This is a genomic window from Citrobacter sp. MGH103, assembly GCF_001034475.2.
Lineage (GTDB): Bacteria > Pseudomonadota > Gammaproteobacteria > Enterobacterales > Enterobacteriaceae > Citrobacter > Citrobacter freundii.
The window spans coordinates 1,016,947-1,043,358 of sequence record NZ_CP073043.1 but is presented as its reverse complement, the minus strand read 5'-3'; the positions used below and the strand labels follow the sequence as shown (position 1 = coordinate 1,043,358).

The following is a 26,412-nucleotide window of genomic DNA, read 5'->3' as shown; positions in this document are numbered from 1 at the left end:
TGTTAACTGTAGGATTTCATGATATTCGATGAGACAACGTGAAACCTAATGATAACCATAAAATTCACTAACTCATTAAAAATTAAGAAATATGGACATCACACTCCAATGAGTACAATAGAAAACCTAGACTCTCACACGCCGATGATGCAGCAGTATCTCAAGCTGAAGGCTCAGCATCCGGAAATACTGCTTTTTTACCGCATGGGCGACTTTTACGAACTGTTTTATGACGATGCGAAACGCGCATCTCAGCTACTTGATATCTCCCTGACGAAACGCGGTGCATCTGCTGGCGAGCCAATCCCGATGGCGGGCATTCCTCACCATGCGGTCGAGAACTACCTCGCCAAGCTGGTTAATCAGGGTGAATCTGTCGCTATTTGTGAGCAGATTGGCGATCCGGCAACCAGTAAAGGTCCGGTTGAGCGCAAAGTGGTACGCATTGTCACGCCTGGCACTATCAGTGATGAAGCGCTGTTGCAAGAACGCCAGGACAACCTGCTGGCTGCCATCTGGCAAGACAGTAAAGGCTACGGCTACGCTACGCTGGATATCAGCTCAGGGCGTTTTCGCGTCAGTGAACCCGCCGATCGCGAAACCATGGCCGCAGAGCTGCAGCGCACCAACCCTGCTGAATTGCTGTATGCCGAGGATTTCGCTGAAACGTCACTGATTGAAGGGCGCCGCGGCCTGCGTCGTCGTCCGCTGTGGGAATTTGAAATTGATACCGCCCGCCAGCAGTTGAACCTGCAGTTTGGCACGCGAGATCTGATTGGCTTTGGCGTAGAAAATGCCCCGCGCGGATTATGCGCCGCCGGCTGTCTGCTGCAATACGTAAAAGATACCCAGCGCACCTCACTGCCGCATATTCGTTCCATCACCATGGAACGTCAACAGGACAGCATCATTATGGATGCCGCCACGCGCCGCAATCTGGAGATCACGCAGAACCTGGCGGGCGGCGTTGAAAACACGCTGGCGTCAGTCCTCGACTGCACCGTGACGCCGATGGGCAGCCGTATGCTCAAGCGCTGGCTGCATATGCCGATCCGTGACACCAAAGTCCTCATCGAGCGCCAACAAACCATCGGCGCGCTGCAGGATGCCACCAGCGAATTGCAACCCGTGCTGCGTCAGGTCGGCGATCTGGAACGTATCCTGGCGCGTTTGGCCCTGCGTACTGCGCGTCCGCGCGATCTGGCCCGTATGCGTCATGCCTTCCAGCAATTACCGGAACTGCGCGCGCAACTGGAAAGTGTAGACAGTGCCCCCGTGCAGATGCTGCGCGAGAAAATGGGTGAGTTTGCAGAGCTGCGTGAACTGCTGGAACGCGCCGTTGTGGAAGCTCCGCCAGTGCTGGTTCGCGACGGTGGCGTCATCGCCCCGGGCTATAACGAAGAACTGGACGAGTGGCGAGCGCTGGCTGATGGCGCAACTGACTATCTGGACAGACTGGAAATCCGTGAGCGCGAGCGCACCGGTCTGGATACGCTGAAGGTTGGGTTTAACGCCGTTCATGGCTACTACATTCAGATCAGTCGCGGGCAGAGCCATCTGGCGCCGATTAACTATGTGCGTCGCCAGACGCTAAAAAACGCCGAACGCTACATTATTCCGGAACTGAAAGAGTATGAAGACAAAGTTCTGACGTCAAAAGGTAAAGCACTGGCGCTGGAAAAACAGCTGTACGATGAGCTGTTCGACATGCTGTTGCCGCATCTGGCTGATTTGCAACAGAGCGCCAGCGCGCTGGCAGAGCTGGACGTACTGGTCAACCTTGCAGAACGCGCTTATACCCTGAATTACACCTGCCCGAACTTCACCGATAAACCCGGCATTCGTATTACTGAGGGACGTCATCCGGTGGTTGAACAGGTGCTAACCGAGCCGTTTATCGCCAACCCGCTTAACCTCTCGCCTCAGCGACGGATGCTGATCATCACCGGTCCGAATATGGGGGGTAAAAGTACCTATATGCGCCAGACCGCGTTGATTGCGCTGTTGGCCTACATCGGCAGCTACGTTCCGGCGCAGAAAGTGGAAATAGGCCCGATCGATCGGATCTTTACCCGCGTGGGCGCGGCGGATGATCTGGCATCCGGTCGTTCTACCTTTATGGTAGAAATGACCGAAACCGCCAACATTCTGCATAACGCCACCGAGAACAGCCTGGTACTGATGGATGAGATTGGACGCGGCACCTCCACCTACGACGGCCTGTCGCTGGCATGGGCGTGCGCGGAAAACCTGGCCAATAAAATCAAAGCATTAACGTTGTTTGCCACCCACTACTTCGAACTGACTCAGTTACCGGAAAAAATGGAGGGCGTCGCGAATGTGCATCTGGATGCGTTAGAGCACGGCGATACCATCGCCTTCATGCACAGCGTACAGGATGGCGCGGCGAGCAAGAGCTATGGTCTGGCAGTAGCAGCCCTGGCTGGCGTGCCGAAAGAGGTTATTAAACGCGCGCGGCAAAAACTGCGCGAACTGGAAAGCATTGCGCCAAACGTTGCTGCGACCCAGGTCGATGGAACACAGATGTCGCTGCTTTCAGTGCCTGAAGAAACCTCGCCCGCCGTTGAAGCGCTGGAAAACCTCGACCCGGATTCACTAACGCCTCGCCAGGCGCTGGAGTGGATCTACCGGTTGAAAAGTCTGGTGTAACGTTGTAATGCCCGATGGCGCTTTGCTTATCGGGCCTACGGCAATGCGAGAATGGGTGCAAGAGGACGAAACCAGACCATCAGGACGCGGGGTTTCCCCCGCGTTGTTGCTACTTCTTCGGTTCGTAAGCGAGAACAGCTTTAAACTCCATACCACGTTCTTTAATGCTTAACTCGCACAACGAATCTCGCACCATTAACGTGAATCCCAGTGCCGTGAAACACAGCACTACAATTGCCACCAGGGCATATTTTGTCAGCATGTCTTGCCTCCCTGCAAAGAAGAGACTAACATCCAAATTGTTCAGGTTTGTACGCTAGCCTCAGGTTGATAGAACTATCTCCTGAGGCTTTTGTCTTTCCGGGACCTTACAAATGCTCAAAGCCCAGATAGCCTCAAGCACCCGCAGCTATTCTATTCCCGATGCCGCTGTAACAAATCAATTTATCAATACGTTACGAGTCTGCTCGCAAAAAAGCCCCGGAATCCCGGGCCTTCAGTATTAGCGCTTATCTTCTGCCAGCAGCGGTGGAATACTCGGCACCATCGGTGCGTCATCCATATCTTTTTGCGTCATCCGAAACGCTTGCGGGTAGTGCTCGCGGCTGGTACGACGTAGCGGTTCGGTATTACGCCAGGTGTACAGACAATGCTGGCACTGATATACCGTCCAGACACCTTTTACCGGCGAGTTTGCCATCACTTCAATATGTTCATCGGCACAACGTGGACAAATCATCTGCTACTCCTTATTTACGGTTGGCCAGCATGGCGGTCAGTTTTTCTGCCCAGGCTTTCGTTTCCGGTAAATCACATACCGGCTGGCTGTAGTGCCCGCGGTTATCCGGCGCGACCGGCGTGGTGGCATCAATAATTAACTTGTCGGTAATCCCCGCCGGACTGGAACCCGGATCAAGCTCCAGCACCGACATATTCGACAGTTGCACCAGATCGCCCGCCGGATTGACCTTCGAAGACAGCGCCCACATCACCTGTGGCAGGTTGAACGGGTCAACATCCTCATCAACCATAATCACCATTTTCACGTACCCCAGGCCATGCGGCGTCGTCATTGCGCGCAGCCCCACCGCGCGGGCAAAGCCGCCGTAGCGTTTTTTGGTGGAGATAATCGCCAGCAAACCGTGGGTGTACATGGCATTCACCGCCTGCACTTCCGGGAACTCGGTTTTCAGCTGTTGATACAGTGGTACGCAGGTTGCCGGCCCCATCAGGTAGTCAATCTCCGTCCACGGCATCCCCAGATATAGCGATTCAAAAATCGGTTTGGTGCGATAAGAGACTTTATCGATACGTACAACCGTCATATTACGTCCACCGGAATAGTGCCCGGTAAACTCGCCAAACGGCCCTTCGATTTCACGCTTACGGCTTTCAATGACCCCTTCGAGGATCACTTCCGAACCCCAAGGTACGTCAAAGCCGGTAAGCGGTGCGGTAGCGATCGGGTACGGGCTTTCACGCAGCGCCCCCGCCATTTCGTATTCCGACTGATCGTACTTCAGCGGCGTGGCCCCCATCAGGGTGATGATAGGATCGTTACCCAGCGTGATGGCAATCGGCAGATCTTCACCGCGCTCTTCAGCTTTATGCAGATGCAGCGCGATATCATGCATCGGCACCGGCTGCAGGCCAAGCTTGCGTTTACCCTTCACTTCCATACGATAAATGCCGACGTTCTGTTTGCCGAAGTTGTCCGGATCCAACGGATCGCGCGACACCACGCAGGCTTTATCAAGATAGAAACCGCCGTCACCATCGTTCAGACGAAACAGCGGCAGTATATCAAACAGGTTGATCTCCTCACCATCAACACAGTTTTCAGCCCACGTCGGGTTGGCACGACGCTCCGGTGTAACCGGAAATTTATCCCAACGGCGAATAAACTCATCAATTTGTTTTTTCACCGGCGTATTGGGCGGCAGGCCTAATGAAATGGCATGATTCTGCCATGAGCCGATGGTATTCATCACCACGCGGGCGTCGGTAAAACCACGAATATTGTCAAACCACAGCGCTGGCGCACCATCACCAATACGTCCGGTCGCGTTAGCCGCCGCAGCCAGATCCGGCTCAGCGTTGACTTCTTCACTGATTTTCAGCAATTGTCCCTGGTCGTCCAGCGCTTGTAAAAAGCTGCGCAAATCATCAAATGCCATTATTCATTCTCCTGTGAAAAATTTTGCGCCTGCCGTAAACCCTGCCAGCGACGGGCGTTTGGATGCTCCAGACCAAACTGATCGAGCACACGCGCAACGATATGCTGAGTGATGTCATCGACCGTTTGCGGGTGGTTGTAAAACGCGGGCATCGGCGGGACCATCGCCACGCCCATGCGGGAAAGTGCGAGCATGTTTTCCAGATGAATAGTGCTGAGCGGCATTTCACGCGGAACCAGAACCAGCTTGCGCCCTTCTTTCAGCACCACATCAGCAGCGCGCCCCACCAGTCCTTCCGCGTAGCCTGCTCGAATACCGGCCAGCGTTTTCATACTGCAGGGGATAATGATCATGCCGTCAGTACGAAACGATCCTGAGGATATGGTCGCCGACTGGTCCGCCGGGTTGTGGCAATAATCGGCCAACGCCGACACATCACGGACGCTGTACGGCGTCTCCAGTTCAATGGTGGTTTTGGCCCACTTTGACAGCACCAGATGGGTTTCTACCCCCGGCATTTCCCGCAGCGCCAGCAATAGCGACATACCAAGCGGTGCGCCGGTCGCCCCGGTCATTCCTACAATCAGTCTCATTTCGCCCTCAATTTTGTTCGTGTACGAACGTTTTGATTAAAATACTCCCTCGATGCATTCCGGACAAGAGCACCTCGCACAGATTGCTAAAGCAGCAATGGTTAAACTATGACGCGTTACCCGTTAAGATAGAGACTGACAGATATTCCGGAGCTCTCATGCCGTTAAGAAACACAGCCTTTCACCTTTTACGTCAGCTTTTTCAGCAACATACGGCTCGCTGGCAACATGAATTACCGGATCTGACCAAACCGCAGTATGCGGTGATGCGCGCCATTGCCGAGCATCCCGGCATTGAGCAGGTCGCCCTGACCGAAGCCGCAGTCTGTACCAAGGCAACGCTTGCGGAAATGCTGAGCCGGATGGAAAAACGGGAGTTGGTCAGACGTGAACACGACCCGGCGGATAAGCGTCGGCGATTTGTTTATTTGACCGCGCAAGGAGAAGCATTACTGACCAGCGCAACCCCGTTAGGCGATAGCGTGGATGATGAGTTTCTGGGGCGATTATCTGATGAAGAACGTGAGCAGTTCACACGTCTGGTGCGTAAGATGATGAACTAATCTGCCGGATGGCGACATAAATGTCTTATCCGGCCTACAAAGTCCTGCTCCCCGTAGGCCTGATAAACGCAGTGCCATCAGGCAACAAACATAGAAAAAGGCCAGTCTCAATGAGACTGGCCTTTCTTGATAGAACTTGTGCTTACTCGCGGAACAGCGCTTCGATATTCAGTCCCTGAGTCTGCAGGATTTCACGCAGACGACGCAGACCTTCAACCTGAATCTGGCGAACACGTTCACGGGTGAGGCCAATTTCGCGGCCTACATCTTCCAGTGTCGCAGCTTCATACCCCAGCAGACCAAAGCGACGTGCCAGTACCTCACGCTGTTTGGCGTTCAGTTCGAACAGCCATTTGACGATGCTCTGTTTCATATCATCGTCTTGCGTGGTGTCTTCCGGGCCGTTTTCCTTTTCATCGGCCAGAATATCCAGCAACGCTTTTTCGGAATCGCCACCCAGCGGGGTGTCTACCGAGGTAATACGCTCGTTGAGTCGGAGCATACGGCTGACGTCATCAACCGGTTTGTCCAGTTGTTCAGCAATCTCTTCTGCGCTCGGTTCGTGGTCCAGTTTATGCGACAACTCACGCGCGGTACGCAGATAGACGTTCAGCTCTTTTACAATGTGAATTGGCAGTCGGATCGTACGGGTTTGGTTCATAATCGCCCGTTCGATCGTCTGGCGGATCCACCAGGTTGCGTATGTTGAGAAGCGGAACCCGCGTTCCGGGTCAAACTTCTCGACTGCACGGATCAGTCCCAGATTGCCCTCTTCAATCAGGTCCAGCAATGCCAGACCACGATTGCCATAACGACGAGCAATTTTCACCACCAGACGCAGGTTACTTTCAATCATGCGACGGCGGGATGCGACATCCCCACGCAGTGCGCGACGCGCAAAATAAACTTCTTCTTCGGCTGTTAACAGTGGTGAATAACCAATCTCACCAAGGTAAAGCTGAGTCGCGTCCAACACACGCTGTGTGGCCCCCTGCGATAACAGCTCTTCTTCAGCCAGGTCGTTATCACTGGGTTCCTCTTCACTCAAGGCTTTTTCATCAAAAGCCTCTACTCCGTTCTCATCAAATTCCGCATCTTCATTTAAATCATGAACTTTCAGCGTATTCTGACTCATAAAGGTGGCTCCTACCCGTGATCCCTAACGGAACTAGCACGTGAAAGCCTGGTTCCGCCGAATTATCGCTGCGGTAAATAACGCAGCGGGTTTACGGATTTCCCCTTGTAACGAATTTCAAAATGCAAGCGTGTTGAACTGGTTCCGGTACTACCCATGGTAGCTATTTTCTGCCCCGCCTTGATTTCTTGTTGTTCCCGGACCAGCATTGTATCGTTATGGGCGTAGGCACTCAGGTAATCATCGTTATGTTTGATGATAATAAGATTACCGTAACCACGCAGCGCGTTACCGGCATAGACGACGCGTCCATCTGCGGTCGCGACAATAGCCTGTCCCTTGCTGCCTGCAATGTCGATCCCTTTATTGCCACCTTCGGTAGCCGCAAAGTTTTCGATCACTTTGCCGTCGGTCGGCCAGCGCCAGGTAGAGATTGGCGAGCTGGTTGACGTTGAGCTTGCAGTTGATTCGGTTGCGCTAACTGCTGGAGCCGTTACGGGCGCTGTGACCACAGTCCCAGCAGGCTTGTTGTTCGGCAACATTTTATTAGCACTTTGTTCACCTGAATCCTCAGAATACGTAATTGTTGGTTTCGAAGCAACAGCAACGGTGGAATTTTGTGCAGGGTTGGTCACAACTCCTTGCTGTGCTGCATCCGCCTGGGTGATGGCATTTCCACCGGTAATCGGTGCGCCAGACGCATTGCCCACTTGCAGAGTTTGACCGACATTCAGGCCATACGGGGCCGGAACGTTATTGCGTTGTGCGAGATCACGGAAATCGTTCCCGGTAATCCAGGCAATATAGAAAAGGGTATCGCCTTTCTTAACAGTATAGGTACTGCCGCCCGTATAGCTACCTTTCGGAATGTTCCCATACTGACGGTTGTACACAATACGACCGTTTTCCATCTGCACAGGTTGTTCCGCAACAGGCTGGATCTGTGTTGACTGTGTGGTCGGACGCTGCACCGGCTGGATCTGCGGCGTTTGCTGTACTGTCGACGTCGAGCCCATTTTTGGTGGAGGCGTAATCAGCATACCGGAATTGGTGTTCGTTGATGCACCGCCATCAACGGAACTGACCGGTGCAGGTGGATTCGAGGTATTTGAACAACCTGCCAGCCATAATGAAACCAGTGACAATGCCGCAATGCGGCGAACGGTAAATTTGTGGCTTCCCGCGCTCATTTATCCCCCAGGAAAATTTGGTTAAAACCAGTGACGTAATCACCGTGCAAGGCATCGGACTGGGCACTGGAAACATGACCACGATACGCTTACTAATTCCAGAATATCCAGGAAAACTCCAGGTATTCAGAGCCTGTATCTACGCAAGCTCCCCTTTTACTAAGGGAACGAAGCGTACGGCCTCCACGGTATCGATAATAAATTCGCCTCCCCGACGACGCACCCGTTTCAGAAACTGGTGCTCGTCACCCACGGGTAAGACGAGAATGCCGCCTTCATCCAACTGCATCATCAATGCGGTTGGGATCTCAGGCGGCGCTGCCGTAACAATGATAGCGTCAAAAGGGGCTCGCGCTTGCCAGCCTTGCCATCCATCACCATGACGGGTAGAAACATTATGTAAATCAAGCTGTTTAAGTCGACGACGCGCCTGCCACTGCAAACCTTTAATGCGCTCAACAGAGCACACATGGTGCACCAGGTGCGCCAGAATTGCCGTTTGGTAGCCAGAGCCGGTACCAATTTCCAGCACCCGGGACTGTGGCGTTAACTCCAGCAGCTCGGTCATCCGTGCAACCATATAGGGCTGCGAAATCGTCTGCCCCTGACCAATCGGCAGGGCAATATTGTCCCAGGCCTTATGTTCAAACGCCTCATCAATGAATTTTTCACGCGGCACGGCGGCGAGTGCATCGAGAACAAGCTCATCTCTGATGCCCTGCGCACGTAATTGTTCAAGAAGAGTGTGTACGCGTCTGCTTACCATTGCGTGTCGGCTCCCACGCTGTCTAACCAGTCAGAAACAACTTCATGCGCGCCGTATGCGGTTAAATCGACATGCAGCGGCGTGATGGAAACATAGCCTTCATCGACGGCGGCAAAATCAGTATCCGGTCCGGCGTCGCACTTTTCGCCCGGTGGCCCGATCCAGTACAGCGTATTACCGCGCGGGTCCTGCTGTGGTATCACCTGATCCGCAGGATGGCGACTACCGCAGCGGGTGACGCGGATACCTTTAATCTGATCCAGCGGTAAATCCGGCACGTTGATATTCAAAATGCGCCCGGTGCGCAGCGGTTCACGACTCAGCGCCCGTAAGATACGGCAGGTTACTGCGGCAGCAGTATCGTAGTGTTTATGCCCATCAAGTGAGACAGCCAGCGCAGGGAAGCCCAAGTGACGACCTTCCATCGCTGCCGCAACGGTACCGGAATAGATAACATCATCGCCGAGATTAGGACCTGCGTTAATACCAGACACGACAATGTCCGGACGCGGACGCATTAATGCGTTAACGCCCAGATAGACGCAATCGGTAGGTGTACCCATTTGTACGGCGATATCACCGTTATCATAGGTGAACGTGCGAAGTGAGGATTCCAGCGTCAGCGAGTTGGACGCGCCACTGCGGTTACGATCCGGGGCAACCACCTGTACGTCAGCAAACTCACGCAGCGCTTTCGCCAGCGTTTGTATACCGGGTGCGTGAACCCCATCATCGTTACTCAGCAATATACGCATAATCACCCATTGTGTTAATAAGTTCCCTTACAACACTGGTGGCGAAGCTACCTGCCGGTAGCCAGAAACGTAACTCAACGGTTACGTCATCCCACCAGTTCCAGCTTAATTGTTGTGGATACAGCAACATAGCGCGACGCGACGCGTCGACTTTCTCGCGCAATAACAGAGACTGCAGCGCGGTTTCATCAGCAACAGCGGCTTCTTCAAACGCCAGCGCGTCGCGTTGAGTTCCCCACTCACCGCTGCCCGGCAATGCCGCTGTAATCATCAATTCTTTCTCATCGACGCGACGCTGTAATTCAGTTTGTTCTTCCTGTGCGGCGACAAACCAGCTTCCGCGCCCCGATAATTGTAGCGCATCGCCGTCAACAACTTGATTAAAGTCTGTTTTTTTCAGGCGTTCACTGACTATCTGATTAAACAACGCGCTACGGGCCGCCGACAACCAAAAACTGCGTTTATTGCGATCGCGCACCGGCGCATCGCTTTGCGCCCAGCGCAGCGCCCCTTGCAGGTTGCTGCCGCCGATACCAAAACGCTGAGCGCCAAAATAGTTCGGAACGCCGCGCTCGTTAATTGCCTGCAAACGCGCTTCAACATCATTTCGCTCGCTCACTTCACGCAACACCAGCGTAAATTCGTTGCCTTTCAGCGCCCCTAAACGCAGCTTACGCTTGTGGCGCGCGTACTCCAGCACTTTACAGCCTTCAAGCTCAAATTTGCTTAAATCAGGCATCGCATTGCCCGGCACACGCGCACACAGCCACTGTTCCGTGACCGCATGCTTGTCTTTCTGACCAGCAAAGCTCACTTCGCGGGCATGAATTTTCAGGAATTTCGCCAGCGCGTCAGCCACAAAACGGGTGTTACAACCGTTTTTCAGGATACGCACCAAAATGTGCTCGCCTTCGCCATCGGGTTCGAAGCCTAAATCTTCGACGACGACAAAGTCTTCCGGATTCGCTTTCAGAACGCCATGGCCTTGTGGTTTGCCATGGAGATACGTCAGATCTTCAAACGCAGTCATTTCGTTGCCTTAATGAGTAACGCCACCGCTTCACAGGCAATCCCTTCCCCACGCCCGGTAAAACCGAGTTTTTCCGTGGTGGTCGCTTTCACGTTAACATCATCCATATGGCAGCCGAGGTCTTCGGCAATAAACACTCGCATTTGTGGAATGTGCGGCAGCATCTTCGGCGCCTGGGCAATAATTGTCACATCCACATTACCAAGCGTATAGCCTTTGGCCTGAATACGCCGCCAGGCTTCACGCAATAATTCACGACTATCTGCACCTTTAAAGGCTGGGTCGGTGTCCGGGAATAGCTTACCGATATCCCCCAGCGCAGCCGCGCCCAGCAGAGCATCGGTTAACGCGTGTAACGCCACGTCACCATCAGAATGCGCCAGCAATCCTTTTTCATACGGGATGCGCACACCACCAATGATAATTGGGCCAACTCCTCCAAAAGCGTGTACGTCGAAACCGTGTCCAATTCGCATTATGCCTTCTCCTGATATACACAGCGTCCTCCAGGCAGCCTGAAGGATGATGTATCTAGATAGTTCGGGTCAGATAAAATTCCGCCAGCGCCAGATCTTCCGGGCGGGTGACTTTGATGTTGTCAGCACGCCCTTCGACCAGCTGCGGATGAAAGCCGCAATATTCCAGCGCCGAAGCTTCGTCTGTAATAGTTGCACCTTCGTTGAGTGCACGCGTCAGGCAATCGTGCAATAACTCGCGCGGGAAAAACTGCGGCGTCAACGCATGCCATAAATCGGTACGATCGACCGTATGGGCGATGTCTGTTCGCCCCGGCTCCGCGCGCTTCATTGTGTCACGTACCGGTGCGGCAAGGATCCCGCCGGTACGGCTGCACTCGCTAATTGCCAGCAAACGGGCCAAATCATCCTGGTGCAGGCACGGACGCGCGGCGTCATGCACCAGCACCCAACGGGCCTCCCCTGCGGCTTGCAAACCGGCAAGGACAGAATCGGCACGCTCGTTGCCGCCATCCACCACCGTAATTTGCGGGTGCGCAGCAAGTGGAAGTTGGGCAAAGCGACTGTCGCCTGGGCTGATAGCGATGACGACTCGCGTCACCCGGGGATGAGCCAGCAGCGCATCAACCGAGTGTTCAAGAATGGTTTTATTGCCAATAGAGAGGTACTGCTTAGGACACTCTGTTTGCATTCGGCGGCCAAACCCGGCAGCCGGCACCACGGCGCAAACGTCCAATAAAGTGGCTGCCATGTTAAATCCCTGGACGGTTTATCGATTGTTTTGCCCTGCAGTCTGAGCGCGTTTAGACGCGTCAGGCACCAGACGATAAAAAGTTTCGCCCGGCTTAGTCATACTGAGTTCGTTGCGCGCACGCTCCTCAATAGCCTCTTGTCCGCCATTGAGATCGTCAATTTCGGCAAAGAGCTGATCGTTACGCGCTTTAAGTTTCGCGTTTGTAGCTTGCTGCGCAGCAACATCATCGTTGACGCGACTATAGTCATGTATGCCGTTCTTACCGAACCACAGCGAATACTGCAGCCAGACTAATAAAGCCAGCAACAGCAGCGTTAGTTTACCCATCCTGCCCCCTGAAAAACGGCATTAATATCCCATAACTTCCGCAGACAACTTTACATCAACGGTCGGGAATGCCGCGACAACGCGGGCAAATGTACCACATTTGCCCGTTGTTACGTATACCCCGTGTAAGGAGAACATAATCTCATTGTTGGTTACGGTTTGAATTATGACCAGAGAGTGAACAACGTCGGCGATTGTTAAAAAAAAGCGTTTGCCTAACCCAATAACCATAAAAATAGGGCGCCAAACATCGCCCCAACCACCAGCAGGGTACAGGTAATGCTCAGCAGCAACCTTCCCTTCAATAGCGAGTGTAAGGCAATACCCGCGACAATCGCCACGGGCAGCAACGCGAGGAAAAAGGGCCAGGTATAAATGAAGAAAAACAGTGTATTAGGGCCATACATCAGACACGGGAATCCCAGCGCCAACAACCACGCGATAAAACCGACCACGGCCCCCGGTAGTGACCAGGTGGTTTCGTCGTCGGCGGCGAAGGTATCTGACTCTGTAATAGTAATGTTATGGCTGTTACGCATATCTAATCCTGTGACCGTGACTGACCGGGCATGTGAGCTCGGGTGTCTCAGGATCTGATAATATCTTCCTGCCTCAGCAGGTCTAATAATTGGGGTACCAAATTTGTTACCAATTGTTCACCATCAAGATGAATCTCTGGCGATTCAGGCGCTTCGTATACCGAATCAATTCCGGTGAAATTGCGTAACTCACCCGCCCGCGCTTTTTTATACAACCCTTTTGGATCGCGTGCTTCACACGTTGCTAATGGCGTATCGACAAAAACTTCAATAAAACGCCCTTCGCCAACCCGCTCACGAACCATTTTGCGCTCAGCGCGATGCGGTGAGATAAAGGCGGTCAACACCACAAGCCCCGCATCCACCATCAGGTTAGCCACTTCACCAACCCGGCGAATATTCTCCTTACGATCGGCATCACTAAATCCAAGATCGCTGCACAGACCGTGACGCACGTTATCGCCATCCAAGAGATAAGTACTCACCCCCTGCTTATGCAACGCTTCTTCAAGCGCCCCTGCTACCGTGGATTTACCGGAGCCTGACAGCCCGGTAAACCACAGCACAACACCACGATGACCGTGGCGTTGTTCCCGCTGTTGCGGTGTAACAGGATGGGCATGCCAGACGACGTTTTCGTCATGCAGCGCCATTATTTTCCTCCCAGCAGATCGCGCGCACCCCAGTGTGGGAAGTGGCGACGCACCAGTGCATTAAGCTCCAGCTCAAACGCGCTGAACTGGGAAGCCGCGGCGTGCTCCTGAACAAGTGGCTCACGCACCAGTCCCGCGCCAACGGTAACGTTGGTCAGGCGGTCAATAATTATCAGCCCGCCCGTCACCGGGTTCTGCTGATAGGTATCCAGCACCAGCGGTTCATCAAAAGTCAGATTAACCAGACCGATGCCGTTCAGCGGTAGCGCTTCAACGTCACGTTGGGTCAGGTTGTTTATATCGACCTGATATTGCACGCTATCAACGCGTGCGCGGGTCTTCTTGCCTGCGATTTTTATGTCGTAGCTCTGCCCTGGCGACAACGGTTGTTCCGCCATCCACACCACATCAACGGCAGCGCTTTGTACTGTCGGCAGCGTTTCACCGGCATCAAGTAACAGGTCGCCCCGGCTGATATCGATCTCATCTTTTAGCACCAGGGTGATCGCTTCACCTGCATGCGCTTCCTGTAAATCGCCATCAAAGGTCACGATCCGCGCTACGCTCGACTCAACGCCGGACGGCAGAACTTTGACGCGCTGCCCGACCTTCACGCTACCGGAAGCCAGCGTTCCGGCATAACCACGAAAATCCAGATTCGGTCGGTTCACATACTGCACCGGGAAGCGCATCGGCTGAGTATCAATACTGCGCTGGATCTCAACGGTTTCCAGCACTTCCAGCAGCGTCGGACCGCTGTACCACGGCATACTGGCGCTTTGCGAAGCCACGTTATCGCCTTCCAGCGCAGAGAGCGGCACAAACCGGATATCCAGGTTACCCGGAAGTTGTTCAGCAAAAGTAAGATAGTCTTCGCGAATGCGATTAAATGTCTCTTCGCTAAAGTCCACCAGATCCATTTTGTTGATCGCCACCACCAGGTGTTTGATCCCAAGCAACGTGGAGATAAAGCTGTGACGACGAGTCTGATCCAGCACACCTTTACGCGCATCGATCAATAGGATCGCCAGGTCGCAGGTCGACGCACCGGTCGCCATGTTACGGGTGTACTGTTCATGCCCGGGAGTGTCCGCAATAATAAATTTACGCTTCTCGGTAGAGAAATAACGGTAAGCCACGTCGATGGTGATGCCCTGCTCGCGCTCGGCCTGCAAGCCGTCAACCAATAACGCCAGATCAAGCTTTTCGCCCTGAGTGCCGTGACGTTTACTGTCATTGTGCAGCGATGAAAGCTGGTCTTCATAAATCTGACGCGTGTCGTGCAGCAGGCGACCAATCAGGGTGCTTTTCCCGTCATCCACGCTACCGCAGGTTAAAAAGCGCAGCAGACTTTTGTGTTGCTGGGCAACCATCCAGGCTTCAACGCCGCCTTCATTAGCAATTTGTTGTGCAAGTGTCGTATTCATGGCGGCTCCTTAGAAATACCCCTGACGTTTCTTCAGCTCCATGGAGCCCGCCTGGTCGCGGTCAATCACGCGGCCCTGACGTTCACTGGTGGTTGAGACCAGCATCTCTTCGATAATTTCCGGCAGCGTCTGCGCATTCGACTCCACCGCGCCTGTCAGTGGCCAACAGCCGAGCGTACGGAAACGCACCATGCGTTTTTTAATCACTTCCCCGGGTTGCAGATCGATTCTGTCGTCATCAATCATCATCAACATGCCGTCGCGTTCAAGCACCGGACGCTCCGCCGCCAGGTACAGTGGCACGATGTCGATGTTTTCCAGCCAGATGTACTGCCAGATATCCTGTTCGGTCCAGTTGGAGAGCGGGAAGACGCGAATACTTTCGCCTTTGTTAATTTGTCCGTTGTAGTTGTGCCACAGCTCCGGGCGCTGATTTTTAGGATCCCAGCGATGAAAACGATCGCGGAAAGAGTAAATACGCTCTTTGGCACGTGATTTCTCTTCGTCACGACGAGCACCGCCAAACGCGGCATCAAAACCGTATTTATTGAGCGCCTGCTTCAGCCCTTCGGTTTTCATAATGTCGGTATGCTTGGCGCTGCCGTGGACGAACGGGTTGATGCCCATCGCCACCCCTTCCGGGTTTTTATGCACCAGCAGTTCGCAGCCGTAGGCTTTCGCCGTACGGTCACGAAACTCGTACATTTCGCTGAATTTCCAACCGGTATCAACGTGCAGTAATGGGAACGGCAGCGTGCCAGGATAAAACGCTTTACGCGCCAGATGCAGCATTACGCTGGAATCTTTGCCGATGGAATACATCATCACCGGATTAGAAAACTCGGCGGCCACCTCACGAATGATATGGATGCTTTCCGCTTCCAGTTGCCGCAGGTGGGTAAGTCGTTTTTGATCCATAACCGTTCCTATGTAATGCCGTTATTTTGCTAACGATGCTCAGATAACCTGACTATAGGGAGGGCAAGAGGGCGAATGAAATTACGAATTGGAATGAGTAGTTCCTCAAAGGAATAACGATCCGGAAAAGCAAATATCAAAAAGTGCTTAAGCTACCGGATTTCGGGCATTTAGGAGCAAATGAAATTGTTTTACCTCGATCACAGTTTCATACTAGCGGCTGAAAATTTCTGCTTGGTATTTAAGGACTCATTATGTTTTCCGCAACGCGCCACCTTATTGCTGCCATGGCGCTCGGCGCGTGTTTTATCCTTCCTGCACAGGCAACATCCTCCAAACCTGGCGATATCGCAAATACCCAGGCTCGATATATCGCAACGTTTTTCCCGGGCCGCGTGACGGGATCTCCGGCTGAAATGTTATCCGCTGATTATATACGTCAGCAATTTCAGCAGATGGGCTACAGCAGTGATATTCGGACGTTTAATAGCCGTTATGTTTATACCGCCAAAAATAACCGTAAAAACTGGCATAACGTAACGGGAAGCACCGTTATTGCAGCACATGAAGGCAAAGCGCCGCAGCAGATTATTATTATGGCGCACCTCGACACCTACGCCGCACAAAGCGATGCCGATTCAGATGCCAATCTGGGTGGATTAACCCTGCAAGGGATCGACGACAACGCTGCAGGTGTTGGCGTGATGCTGGAACTGGCGGAAAAACTCAAAGACGTGCCGACGCAGTACGGCATCCGATTTATCGCCACCAGCGGCGAGGAAGAAGGCAAACTGGGCGCGGAGAACATCCTGAAGCGAATGAGCGCCGCCGAGAAGAAAAACACGCTGCTGGTTATCAACCTCGATAACCTGATTGTCGGTGATAAGCTCTATTTCAACAGCGGTAAGAAAACCCCGGAAGCGGTGCGAAAACTGACGCGCGACCGGGCACTGGCTATCGCGCATAGTCGCGGCATTGTAGCCAGCACCAATCCAGGCCTGAACAAAGACTATCCGAAGGGAACAGGATGTTGTAACGATGCGGAGGTCTTCGACGACGCGGGTATTGCTGTGCTCTCCGTTGAAGCGACCAACTGGAACCTGGGCAAGAAAGATGGCTACCAACAGCGCGCCAAAAGCGCCTCGTTCCCGTCTGGCAACAGCTGGCATGATGTGCGACTGGATAACCAGCAGCATATCGATAAAGCCTTACCGGGCCGGATAGAGCGCCGTAGCCGCGACGTAGTACGCATTATGCTGCCGCTGGTAAAAGAACTGGCGAAAGCAGGTAAATCCTGAAGAAGAAGCCCGGTAATAAGTAAACGTTACCGGGCTTTTAACAGTTAGCCTTCGTGCAGCCCGCACTCTCTTTTCAGCCCAAAAAACCGCGTCTCTTCTTCCGCCATTCCCGGCTCCCATTTGCGGGTGGTATGGGTATCGCCGACTGACAGATAGCCCTGATCCCACAGTGGATGGTACTTCAGACCATGCTTTTGCAGATACTGGTAAACCGTACGGTTGTCCCAGTCGATGATCGGCAGAACTTTAAACACACCACGCTGAATAGCCAGCACCGGTAAATGCGCACGACTGCCCGATTGCTCACGGCGCAGACCGGCAAACCAGGTCTGCGCTTTCAGCTCCTGCAATGCCCGGTTCATCGGCTCGACTTTGTTGATGTCATTGTATTTTTCAATGCCCTCAACGCCCTGCTCCCACAGTTTGCCATAGCGCGCTTCCTGCCAGGCCGCACTTTCCTTCGCCCGGTAGACTTGCAGATTAAGCTTGAGCTTGTCCGTTAACTCGTCAATAAATTGGTAGGTTTCCGGGAACAGATAACCGGTATCGGTGAGGATCACCGGGATATCCGGGCGAACCTGATTTACCAGGTGCAGGCTCACTGCCGCCTGAATACCAAAACTTGATGACAGTACATATTCGCCAGGCAGGTTTTCCAGCGCCCACGCCACGCGATCCTCGGCGCTCAATTTTTCCAGTTGGTCGTTGGTTTGCGCCAACGCCATAACGCGTTCAACTTTCGGCAGTTCGTTCAACGCGTTGAGATCGAGTTTGGACATAAGTTCCTCACTGTTTGCCTTGCCTGATGGCGCTGCGCTTATCAGGTCTGCCGATTCAGCAGACCCGATAAGTCAATTTCACATTATTCCCAGAAATCCCGGGCAGGATCGAGCACCGGGCGAATAATGCCCGCACGCACCGTAAAGTCACCGAAGCCTTCACCCGCTTCGCGCTCTTTCGCCCAGCGCCCAATCAGTTCATCCAGCGATGCCAGAATTTCCGGCTCGGTGATGTTCTCTTTAAACATCCGGGGAATGCGAGTTCCAATACGGTTGCCCCCTAAATGGAGGTTGTAACGTCCGGGCGCTTTCCCCACCAGACCAACTTCCGCCAGCATCGCGCGGCCGCAACCGTTCGGGCAGCCAGTCACACGCATGACAATATTTTCATCACTCAGGCTGTGCTTCGCCATCAGAGTGTCGATGTTGTCGATAAACGTTGGCAGGAAGCGCTCGGCCTCAGCCATCGCCAGCGGGCAGGTTGGGAACGACACGCAGGCCATCGAGTTTTCACGCTGCGGAGTGACCGCATTCATTAAGCCACTCTTCTGCGCAATCTTCTCGATCTTCGCCTTTTCACTCTCAGGAACACCTGCAATGATCAGGTTCTGGTTCGCGGTAATACGGAACTCACCTTTGTGGATCTTCGCGATCTCAAGCAGACCGGTTTTCAATGGACGGCCCGGATAATCCAGGATACGGCCGTTTTCAATAAACAGCGTCAGATGCCATTTATTGTCGATCCCTTTCACCCAGCCGATACGATCGCCGCGACCGGTGAACTCGTACGGGCGGATAGGCTCAAACTTGATCCCCGCGCGGCGCTCAACTTCAGCTTTAAAGGTCTCAACGCCTACGCGTTCCAGCGTGTATTTGGTTTTGGCGTTTTTACGATCGGTACGGTTACCCCAGTCACGCTGAGTCGTCACCACCGCTTCCGCCACGGCCAGTGTATGCTCAAGCGGCAGATAACCAAATTCGCTTGCCGTCCGGGCGTAAGTTTTCTTATTGCCATGCTCAATGGACAAACCGCCGCCCACCAGCAGGTTAAAGCCCACCAGCTTGCCGTTTTCCGCAATCGCCACGAAGTTCATGTCGTTGGCATGCAGATCGATGTCGTTCTGCGGTGGGATCACCACCGTGGTTTTAAACTTACGCGGCAGATAGGTTTGACCGAGGATCGGCTCCTCGTCAGTGGTCGCAACTTTTTCCTGATCAAGCCAGATCTCTGCATAGGCGCGGGTGCGCGGCAGCAGATGTTCGGAGATCTTTTTCGCCCACTCGTAGGCTTCGGCGTGCAGCTCAGATTCATACGGGTTGGAGGTACACAGCACGTTACGGTTCATATCGTTGGCGGTCGCCAGTGCGTCCAGGCCGACGGAGTGCAGCATCTGGTGTACCGGTTTAACGTTCTTCTTCAGAATGCCGTGAAACTGGAAGGTCTGACGGTTGGTCAGACGAATGCTGCCGTAAATAGTGTTGTCATGGGCGAACTTGTCGATCGCCTGCCACTGTTTGGTGGTGATCACTCCACCCGGCAGACGACAGCGCAGCAGCATCGCGTGACGCGGCTCCAGCTTTTGCTCGGCACGTTCAGCGCGGATATCGCGGTCGTCCTGCTGGTACATACCGTGAAAACGGATCAGCAGGAAGTTGTCGCCTTTAAACCCGCCGGTCAGGCCGTCGTTTAAATCTTCGGCAATGGTACCGCGCAGATAGTTGCTTTCCAGCTTCATACGCTCAGCGTCGGACAGTTTGCCTTCGACCACCAATGGTCCTGGATGTTTTTCGCTCATTAGTAGACATCTCGCTGATAACGGCGCTCAATGCGCAGCTCACTTAAAAATTCATCCGCCGCTTCGATATCCATACCACCGAATTCGGCAATCACTTCCAACAACGCCTGCTCAACGTCTTTCGCCATACGATTGGCATCGCCGCAGACATAAATGTGGGCACCGTCGTTAATCCAGCGCCACAGTTCCGCGCCCTGTTGGCGCAGTTTATCTTGTACGTAGACTTTTTCTTTTTGATCGCGGGACCAGGCGAGATCGATACGGCTCAGTACGCCCTCTTTGACGTAACGCTGCCATTCCACCTGATACAGGAAATCTTCGGTAAAGTGCGGGTTACCGAAAAACAGCCAGTTTTTGCCTTCGGCTCCATCAGCCGCACGCTGCTGCATGAAGGCACGGAACGGTGCAATTCCCGTACCCGGGCCAATCATAATCACCGGCGTCTGCGGGTTTGACGGCAGGCGGAAATTGTCGTTGTGTTCAATGAACACGCGAACTTCACCTTCTTCTTCCACGCGGTCGGCGAGGAAACTGGAAGCACCACCAGCACGGGCGCGACCTTCTATCTCATAACGCACCACACCCACGGTGACGTGCACTTCGCTTTCCACTTCCGCCTGAGAAGAGGCAATGGAGTACAAACGCGGCGTCAACGGACGCAGAAGATCAACTAACGCCTGAGCATCCAGTTGCGCCGGGGAAAAGCGCACCATATCGACGATAGGCGTGGTGGCGGCATAATGCTGCAACTGTGCTTTGTCACCCACTAACGGCAGCAATGTTTCGCTGCGGGTTAAGGTGGCATAGTTCTCCACGATATTGCCGGTATTCACCGTCAGCTCGAAATGCCACTGCAACGCTTCAGCGAGCGACAAGGTTTTGCCTTCAACCGTCACCGGTTCATCACCTTTCAGCCACAGCAGTTCAACCAGTTCTTTAACCAGATCCGGGTCATTCTGATACCAGACGCCCAAGGCATCGCCCGGCTGATAACGCAGGCCGGAATCGCCTAAATCAATTTCAATATGGCGTACGTCTTTTTCAGAGTCACGGCCGGTAATTTTCTGATTCACCGCAAGCGACGCCGTCAGCGGCGCTTCTTTGGTGTACGGGCTGGTGTGTACTTCATTTACCGCACCGCTCGCGGCAACTTGCACAGACGGTACTGCAGGCGTACGTGCTTTCAGGACATCAATCAAACGGGCACGCCACTGCGCGGCGGCGGCCTGATATTCGACGTCGGCATCTACACGATCGAGCAGACGTTCACCGCCCAGCTCAGCCAGTTTCGCATCGAAGTCTTTTCCTGACTGACAGAAAAACTCATAGGAGGTGTCGCCAAGACCAAACACGGCAAAAGCGGTGTTATCGAGCTTTGGCGCTTTTTTCGAGAACAGGAATTTATGCAACGCCACGGCTTCTTCCGCCGGTTCACCTTCCCCTTGCGTCGACGCCACCACGATCAGCAGTTTTTCATTGGCGATTTGTTTGAATTTATAGTCGCCAGCGTTGATCAGAGTGACGTTGAGCTTCGCAGCGATCAGATCATCGCGCAGGGCTTCCGCCACACGACGCGCATTACCGGTTTGCGAGGCGGAGATAAGCGTAATGCCTGGTATTTCAGCGACAGGCGCAAGCGCCGCTGCATTGCTACCAGGCTGCTGATTCAGCACGCCCCAAAAATAGCCAGAAACCCACGCAAGCTGTGCGGGAGTGAAATCGGTCGTGGCTGCCTGAAGGCGTGCCAGTTGCTCCGGGTTTAGCGGTAGCAGAGCGGAAGGTGGGGCCTGTGTCGTCATGCGTTGTCATGTTCCAGTAAGCAAAGCGGATTTCAGCAATAAAACCCAAACTGAAGATAAGGTTAACGGCGGGGATAGTAACAATTAAAGAAGGGATAGAAATAACAAATAACCAAATGGACTAACCTGTTTTAGTTATAGTCATTAACGACAAAAACGATTTAATAACTATATGATATATAAATAGTTATTAAACATTAACAGCGTAAATATGACGTTCTGATGCTTAGCGCCCTTTTAACTAATGATAAAAATTGTGCTTTACGGTACCCTACGGCGGTTTTTCGCATTCTTGAGAGTAAATAATGTCCACCACCTTGTTTAAAGATTTCACCTTCGAAGCCGCTCACCGCCTGCCGCACGTACCGGAAGGGCATAAGTGTGGCCGCCTGCATGGTCACTCATTTATGGTGCGTCTTGAAATTACCGGTGAAGTCGATCCGCATACCGGTTGGATCATGGATTTTGCTGAGTTAAAAGCCGCGTTTAAGCCGACTTACGACAGACTCGATCACTACTATTTGAACGATATTCCTGGCTTAGAAAATCCAACCAGTGAAGTGCTGGCCAAATGGATTTGGGATCAGATTAAACCTGTGGTCCCTCTGCTAAGTGCTGTAATGGTGAAAGAAACCTGCACAGCAGGCTGCGTGTACCGCGGCGAGTGATTGTAGGCTTGCCGGATGACAATGCGTCTTATCCGGCCTGCAACAAGCAACAAACTCTGGCCGGGTAAGCGAAACGCTCCCGGCACAGTTATCAGGCAATATTCAGATATTTATGGGTTTGCATCGACAGACGCCAGTTGCGCGCAATACAGGTATCAATACACAAACGCGTCGCATCTTCTTTCTGGCTGATTGGCTGTAAGGCGATGATTCGTGGTTTGTCGTCGCTCAACGTCGCCAGCAGTTCATCCAGCGCTTCAATATCGCGAACGCGACCAACCGGATGTTTGATTTCATTCGCGCGCTCCAGCGCCTGCGACAGCACATCATAACCGCCACGCATATTTACCTTCGGCGATACGGTCACCCAGGTATTCGGCGTACAGCGTACTTCGTGGGTACCACTAGTTTCAATCTGGCAGCTAAAGCCGTTCTTTTCCAGCAGGTCAGTCAGCGGCATCAGGTCATGAATGCAGGGCTCGCCGCCGGTGATCACCACATGACGGGCGGTATACCCCTGACGCGAAATGACCGCCAGCAGATCCTCACTGCTCGCCGCCCCCCATTTGTCGCTTTCTTTGGTCTTGGCCAGGATGCTGTACAGGGAGACTTCCCGATCCTCAAGCTTATCCCAGGTGTGTTTGGTATCGCACCAGGCACAGCCAACCGGGCATCCCTGTAAACGAATAAAAATGGCGGGGACGCCGGTAAAGTAACCCTCACCTTGCAGGGTCTGGAACATCTCGTTAATCGGGTACTGCATAGCGCTCTCAATATGGGGATAAACGATAATTATCGCAGATCCCCGCCAAAGTATCATGCCCCATCGATGCTTTACGAGGCGATCGCCGCGACAAAGCGTGCCGTTATCTGCTGCGGACGCGTGATAGCGCCACCAACCACCACGGTATGGGCACCTAATTCCAGGCATCGTGCGGCACGTTCCGGAGTATCGACGTTTCCTTCTGCCACGATAGGTACGCTGACCGCCGCCAATACCTCGCGTAAAAAACCGCAGTCGTTTTCCGCCAGCACATGCCCGGCAGTGTCAGCGGTATAGCCGTAGAGCGTGGTGCCCACGCAGTCAAAACCCAGACGCTCAGCTGTCACCGCTTCGTCTATGGTGGCGATATCTGCCATCAGCAGCACAGACGGGTAGCGAGCGCGGATTTGCATAACTAATTCTTCCAGCGTTTGTCCTCCTGGGCGCGGGCGCGCTGTCGCATCCAGAGCAATAATCTCCGGCTCAACGGTCATTAGCTCATCCACTTCCTTGAGGGTGGCCGTGATAAACACATCGCTACCCGGATAATCGCGCTTGATAATCCCAATCACCGGCAGGGAGACGCTCTCTTTGATCGCGCGAATGTCCACCACGCTGTTCGCACGAATACCTACAGCACCTCCCTGCGCTGCCGCCAGCGCCATACGCGACATAATAAACGGACTGTGCAGGGGCTCATTTTCCAGCGCCTGGCAGGAGACGATTAATTTACCTTTCAGGGAATCCAGTACAGTTTTCATTACGATAAGATCTCTTCGACTTCGTTTTTGATGATGGTGACATGCGGTCCATAAATCACCTGAACCCCGTTGCCGCGAATAATTACGCCACGCGCTCCGGTCGCTTTCAGCGCCGCTTCATCGACCTTGCTACTCTCTTTTACCGTCACGCGCAGACGTGTGGCGCAACAGTCCACCTCTTCCAGATTCTCTTTACCTCCCAGTCCGGCAATCACAGCCGCAGCACGCTCACTTTGCGGCAGGCCGGATTCAGTCGGTGCTGCGTTTTCACGACCAGGCGTCAACCAGTTAAAGCGGTTAATCAAATAGCGGAAGGTGAAGTAGTAAAGGAAGAACCACGGGATCCCCACCATAGGTACGTACATCCAGTTGGTTTTAGCTTCCCCCTGTAGCACACCGAAGAGGAGGAAATCGATAAGCCCCCCCGAAAAGGTTTGCCCGATGGTGATATGTAAAATATGCGCCATCATAAACGCCAGACCATCGAAGAAGGCGTGAATGACGTATAACACAGGTGCGACAAACAGGAAGGAGAACTCGATAGGCTCAGTGATCCCCGTCAGGAAAGAGGTCAGGGCCGCAGACAACAGCAGTCCGGCGACAAGCTTTCTGTTCTCTGGTTTTGCAGTATGGTACATCGCAAGACATGCGCCAAGCAGGCCAAACATCATGGTGATAAAGCGCCCGGACATAAAGCGCGAGGTGCCCGCATAGAACTGCTGCGTATTCGGATCGGCAAGTTGCGCGAAGAAAATACGCTGCGTACCTTCAACCAACTGGCCGTTGACGATTTCACTCCCGCCAAGCGCTGTGGTCCAGAACGGTAAATAAAAGATATGGTGTAACCCCAGTGGGCCAAGCATACGCAGGATGAAGCCGTACAACAGCGTACCCAGATAACCGGTCGCATCCACCAGACCACCCAGTCCAAAAATGAGTTTCTGGAAATGCGGCCAAACCACCGTCATGACCGCACCCACTACAATCGCGGCAAGGGAGCTAATAATCGGCACAAAGCGCGAACCGCTGAAGAAACCAAGGAACTGAGGCAGCGAGACTTTATTGAAACGGCTATGCAGCGCGCAGGTGACAAGCCCAATCACCACCCCACCAAATACGCCTGTTTCCAGCGTCTGAATACCCAGCGTCATCCCCTGGCCTACGGCACCGGGATTCTCGTGCGCCAGCGTTCCGTTGAGTGTCAATAAAGCGTTGATGGTGGCGTTCATCACCAGAAATGCCAGCAATGCAGCAAGCCCGGCGGTGCCTTTGTCCGTTTTCGCCAATCCTACTGCCACACCCACCGCAAAAAGCACCGACAGGTTGGCAAACACAATAGAACCTGCGCTGGTCATGATCGTGAAGATTGCCTGTAACCAGTCAACGTCCAAAAACGGATACGCCGTCAATGTGTTTGGATTCGACAGCGCACCGCCAATCCCTAACAACAGCCCCGCAGCGGGCAGTACCGCAATCGGCAGCATGAACGATTTGCCAAACCGCTGTGCCTTTTCAAACCATGCGCCCGATGAGGCGCCGCTAAACATTTGCATCATTTTTTCATCTCCCCGATTAATGATGAAAATTTTTACCATAATTAATTTCATAAATGAAAATTATCATCAAAAACCAGGAAGCCGATCATACTTTTTTAAAATGACTGGCATCTCTCCCCTGCTTTCCGCCACACTATCAGCAGAGAAACGCATTAAGGATTTTGCATGTCAGAAAATGAAAACCTGCTGCTGAGATTGCGCCAGGGCGTTGACGGATATAGCCGAACACAGCAGAAGCTGGGAGAGTTTGTGCTTAGTGATCCGGCAAAAGTTGTCTACCTGACGATTACCGAACTGGCGCGTGAAAGCGACACCAGCGAGGCGAGCGTCACACGTCTGTGCCGCACGCTTGGGTGTAAGGGTTATAACGAATTCAAAATGGCGCTGGCACTCGATCTCCAGCAAGGACAGCCGGTAGAGCACAGCGGGGATGAAATTGACAATGTGGTCAATGAATCCGTGCAAGCGCTGCAGGACACAGCAAAGTTACTCGACAGGACATTACTGGAATCCGCCGCTCTGGCGCTACATCAGGCTCAGTCGGTACAGATTTATGGCGTAGCGGCCAGCGCTATTCTGGGGGAGTATTTACATTACAAACTCCTGCGCCTCGGCAAACCCGCGCAACTGTTCAGCGACATGCACCGCGCAGCCATGAATGCCACTACGCTTAGCAAAAATACGCTCGTGGTAGCGATCTCCAGTTCAGGCTCCACGCGCGATCTGCTGCATGTCGTGAAACTGGCGCGTAAGCAAGGCGTGCGCGTACTGGCGCTGAGTAATACGCCGCGCAGTCCGCTGGCCTCGCTGAGCGATATTCAACTGGTCGCAGCCAAACCAGAAGGTCCGTTGAGTGCTGGTGCGCTAAACGCCAAGGTGGGTGTGATGCTGTTGGTAGAACTTCTCACCACGTCGCTGATTGCGCTGGATGAAAAGTACAGTGATGTGAGCCAGCAAACCGCCAGCGCAACACTTCCTCTACTGCTTTAAAAGCATAAAAAAACCCGCCGCAGCGGGTT

27 protein-coding genes are annotated in these 26,412 nt (G+C 53.4%); 5 read left to right on the top strand and 22 right to left on the bottom strand.

Going from position 1 to position 26,412, the window contains the following annotated elements; all coding sequences use genetic code 11:
* Positions 1-108 precede the first annotated feature (108 nt).
* Positions 109-2,670: a DNA mismatch repair protein MutS gene (gene mutS / locus SK33_RS05005; protein WP_048218499.1), complete on the top strand. Its 2,562-nt coding sequence runs from the start codon at positions 109-111 to the stop codon at positions 2,668-2,670.
* 109 nt (positions 2,671-2,779) lie between these two features.
* Here the strand turns inward: mutS and SK33_RS05000 are convergent, their stop codons facing one another.
* The 4 genes from SK33_RS05000 to SK33_RS04985 form a co-directional block, all read right to left on the bottom strand.
* Positions 2,780-2,932 carry a Hok/Gef family protein gene (locus SK33_RS05000; protein ID WP_003034202.1) on the bottom strand — a complete coding sequence of 51 codons (153 nt, stop codon included), beginning with the start codon at positions 2,930-2,932 and terminating at the stop codon, positions 2,780-2,782.
* A 240-nt stretch (positions 2,933-3,172) separates the two neighbouring features.
* Entirely contained in the window at positions 3,173-3,409 is a 237-nt protein-coding gene (locus SK33_RS04995) for a non-oxidative hydroxyarylic acid decarboxylases subunit D (RefSeq protein ID WP_005130838.1), read from the bottom strand.
* A gap of 10 nt (positions 3,410-3,419) precedes the next feature.
* Positions 3,420-4,847, bottom strand: a complete 1,428-nt coding sequence (locus SK33_RS04990) for a non-oxidative hydroxyarylic acid decarboxylases subunit C (RefSeq protein WP_048218500.1) — start codon at positions 4,845-4,847, stop codon at positions 3,420-3,422.
* Positions 4,847-5,440: a non-oxidative hydroxyarylic acid decarboxylases subunit B gene (locus tag SK33_RS04985; RefSeq protein ID WP_048218501.1), complete on the bottom strand. Its 594-nt coding sequence runs from the start codon at positions 5,438-5,440 to the stop codon at positions 4,847-4,849. Before SK33_RS04985 ends, SK33_RS04990 begins: the two co-directional genes overlap by 1 nt.
* Positions 5,441-5,598: 158 nt before the next feature.
* Between SK33_RS04985 and SK33_RS04980 the strand changes: the two genes are divergently transcribed.
* On the top strand, positions 5,599-6,003 hold the full coding sequence (locus SK33_RS04980; protein WP_003840322.1) for a MarR family winged helix-turn-helix transcriptional regulator: 405 nt from the start codon (positions 5,599-5,601) through the stop codon (positions 6,001-6,003).
* Positions 6,004-6,145: 142 nt separating this feature from the next.
* On the opposite strand, the gene rpoS is transcribed toward SK33_RS04980, so the two are convergent.
* The 12 genes from rpoS to cysD form a co-directional block, all read right to left on the bottom strand.
* Positions 6,146-7,138: an RNA polymerase sigma factor RpoS gene (gene rpoS / locus SK33_RS04975; RefSeq protein ID WP_000081498.1), complete on the bottom strand. Its 993-nt coding sequence runs from the start codon at positions 7,136-7,138 to the stop codon at positions 6,146-6,148.
* 62 nt (positions 7,139-7,200) lie between these two features.
* Positions 7,201-8,283, bottom strand: coding sequence for a murein hydrolase activator NlpD (nlpD, locus tag SK33_RS04970; protein WP_247751699.1), 1,083 nt, complete (start codon positions 8,281-8,283; stop codon positions 7,201-7,203).
* Positions 8,284-8,467: 184 nt separating this feature from the next.
* Complete coding sequence (locus SK33_RS04965; protein ID WP_003034172.1) at positions 8,468-9,094, bottom strand: protein-L-isoaspartate(D-aspartate) O-methyltransferase; 627 nt, start codon at positions 9,092-9,094, stop codon at positions 8,468-8,470.
* The gene (surE, locus tag SK33_RS04960) at positions 9,088-9,849 is read right to left on the bottom strand and encodes a 5'/3'-nucleotidase SurE (RefSeq protein WP_003825728.1); all 762 of its coding nucleotides are present in this window, start codon (positions 9,847-9,849) and stop codon (positions 9,088-9,090) included. The genes SK33_RS04965 and surE overlap by 7 nt, the downstream gene beginning before the upstream one ends.
* Positions 9,830-10,879 (bottom strand): tRNA pseudouridine(13) synthase TruD, encoded by a 1,050-nt coding sequence (gene truD / locus SK33_RS04955; protein WP_016150904.1) that lies wholly within the window; start codon positions 10,877-10,879, stop codon positions 9,830-9,832. The genes surE and truD overlap by 20 nt, the downstream gene beginning before the upstream one ends.
* Positions 10,876-11,355 carry a 2-C-methyl-D-erythritol 2,4-cyclodiphosphate synthase gene (gene ispF, locus SK33_RS04950; RefSeq protein WP_003034167.1) on the bottom strand — a complete coding sequence of 160 codons (480 nt, stop codon included), beginning with the start codon at positions 11,353-11,355 and terminating at the stop codon, positions 10,876-10,878. The genes truD and ispF overlap by 4 nt, the downstream gene beginning before the upstream one ends.
* A 55-nt stretch (positions 11,356-11,410) precedes the next feature.
* Positions 11,411-12,106, bottom strand: coding sequence for a 2-C-methyl-D-erythritol 4-phosphate cytidylyltransferase (gene ispD / locus SK33_RS04945; protein WP_003034165.1), 696 nt, complete (start codon positions 12,104-12,106; stop codon positions 11,411-11,413).
* An 18-nt stretch (positions 12,107-12,124) separates the two neighbouring features.
* Positions 12,125-12,436 carry a cell division protein FtsB gene (gene ftsB, locus SK33_RS04940; RefSeq protein ID WP_003034163.1) on the bottom strand — a complete coding sequence of 104 codons (312 nt, stop codon included), beginning with the start codon at positions 12,434-12,436 and terminating at the stop codon, positions 12,125-12,127.
* Between the two features lie 215 nt (positions 12,437-12,651).
* Positions 12,652-12,975, bottom strand: coding sequence for a DUF3561 family protein (locus tag SK33_RS04935; RefSeq protein ID WP_003034160.1), 324 nt, complete (start codon positions 12,973-12,975; stop codon positions 12,652-12,654).
* A 47-nt stretch (positions 12,976-13,022) separates the two neighbouring features.
* Positions 13,023-13,628, bottom strand: a complete 606-nt coding sequence (cysC, locus tag SK33_RS04930; RefSeq protein ID WP_048218504.1) for an adenylyl-sulfate kinase — start codon at positions 13,626-13,628, stop codon at positions 13,023-13,025.
* Positions 13,628-15,055 (bottom strand): sulfate adenylyltransferase subunit CysN, encoded by a 1,428-nt coding sequence (cysN, locus tag SK33_RS04925; protein ID WP_003034155.1) that lies wholly within the window; start codon positions 15,053-15,055, stop codon positions 13,628-13,630. Before cysN ends, cysC begins: the two co-directional genes overlap by 1 nt.
* A 9-nt stretch (positions 15,056-15,064) precedes the next feature.
* Positions 15,065-15,973, bottom strand: a complete 909-nt coding sequence (gene cysD / locus SK33_RS04920; RefSeq protein WP_003034152.1) for a sulfate adenylyltransferase subunit CysD — start codon at positions 15,971-15,973, stop codon at positions 15,065-15,067.
* A 254-nt stretch (positions 15,974-16,227) separates the two neighbouring features.
* On the opposite strand from cysD, the gene SK33_RS04915 reads away from it, so the two are divergent.
* Positions 16,228-17,271 carry an aminopeptidase gene (locus SK33_RS04915; RefSeq protein WP_003034151.1) on the top strand — a complete coding sequence of 348 codons (1,044 nt, stop codon included), beginning with the start codon at positions 16,228-16,230 and terminating at the stop codon, positions 17,269-17,271.
* Positions 17,272-17,315: 44 nt separating this feature from the next.
* Here the strand turns inward: SK33_RS04915 and cysH are convergent, their stop codons facing one another.
* The 3 genes from cysH to cysJ form a co-directional block, all read right to left on the bottom strand.
* Complete coding sequence (gene cysH / locus SK33_RS04910; protein WP_003846550.1) at positions 17,316-18,050, bottom strand: phosphoadenosine phosphosulfate reductase; 735 nt, start codon at positions 18,048-18,050, stop codon at positions 17,316-17,318.
* 83 nt (positions 18,051-18,133) lie between these two features.
* A complete protein-coding gene (gene cysI, locus SK33_RS04905; RefSeq protein ID WP_003034148.1) occupies positions 18,134-19,846 on the bottom strand; it encodes an assimilatory sulfite reductase (NADPH) hemoprotein subunit in 1,713 nt (570 codons plus the stop codon).
* Positions 19,846-21,645, bottom strand: a complete 1,800-nt coding sequence (cysJ, locus tag SK33_RS04900; protein WP_048218505.1) for an NADPH-dependent assimilatory sulfite reductase flavoprotein subunit — start codon at positions 21,643-21,645, stop codon at positions 19,846-19,848. The genes cysI and cysJ overlap by 1 nt, the downstream gene beginning before the upstream one ends.
* Positions 21,646-21,950: 305 nt before the next feature.
* Here cysJ and queD point away from each other — a divergent pair, with 305 nt between their 5' ends.
* Positions 21,951-22,313, top strand: coding sequence for a 6-carboxytetrahydropterin synthase QueD (queD, locus tag SK33_RS04895; protein WP_003034142.1), 363 nt, complete (start codon positions 21,951-21,953; stop codon positions 22,311-22,313).
* Between the two features lie 91 nt (positions 22,314-22,404).
* Here queD and queE read toward each other — a convergent pair whose 3' ends face one another.
* The 3 genes from queE to SK33_RS04880 all read right to left on the bottom strand — a co-directional run bounded on the left by queE (position 22,405) and on the right by SK33_RS04880 (position 25,393).
* Positions 22,405-23,076: a 7-carboxy-7-deazaguanine synthase QueE gene (gene queE, locus SK33_RS04890; protein ID WP_003034139.1), complete on the bottom strand. Its 672-nt coding sequence runs from the start codon at positions 23,074-23,076 to the stop codon at positions 22,405-22,407.
* Between the two features lie 71 nt (positions 23,077-23,147).
* Positions 23,148-23,837 carry an N-acetylmannosamine-6-phosphate 2-epimerase gene (locus SK33_RS04885; RefSeq protein WP_048218506.1) on the bottom strand — a complete coding sequence of 230 codons (690 nt, stop codon included), beginning with the start codon at positions 23,835-23,837 and terminating at the stop codon, positions 23,148-23,150.
* Positions 23,837-25,393 carry a maltose/glucose-specific PTS transporter subunit IIC gene (locus SK33_RS04880; protein WP_003034134.1) on the bottom strand — a complete coding sequence of 519 codons (1,557 nt, stop codon included), beginning with the start codon at positions 25,391-25,393 and terminating at the stop codon, positions 23,837-23,839. Before SK33_RS04880 ends, SK33_RS04885 begins: the two co-directional genes overlap by 1 nt.
* 165 nt (positions 25,394-25,558) lie before the next feature.
* Between SK33_RS04880 and SK33_RS04875 the strand changes: the two genes are divergently transcribed.
* Positions 25,559-26,383 (top strand): MurR/RpiR family transcriptional regulator, encoded by an 825-nt coding sequence (locus SK33_RS04875; RefSeq protein ID WP_003034131.1) that lies wholly within the window; start codon positions 25,559-25,561, stop codon positions 26,381-26,383.
* Positions 26,384-26,412: the final 29 nt, after the last annotated feature.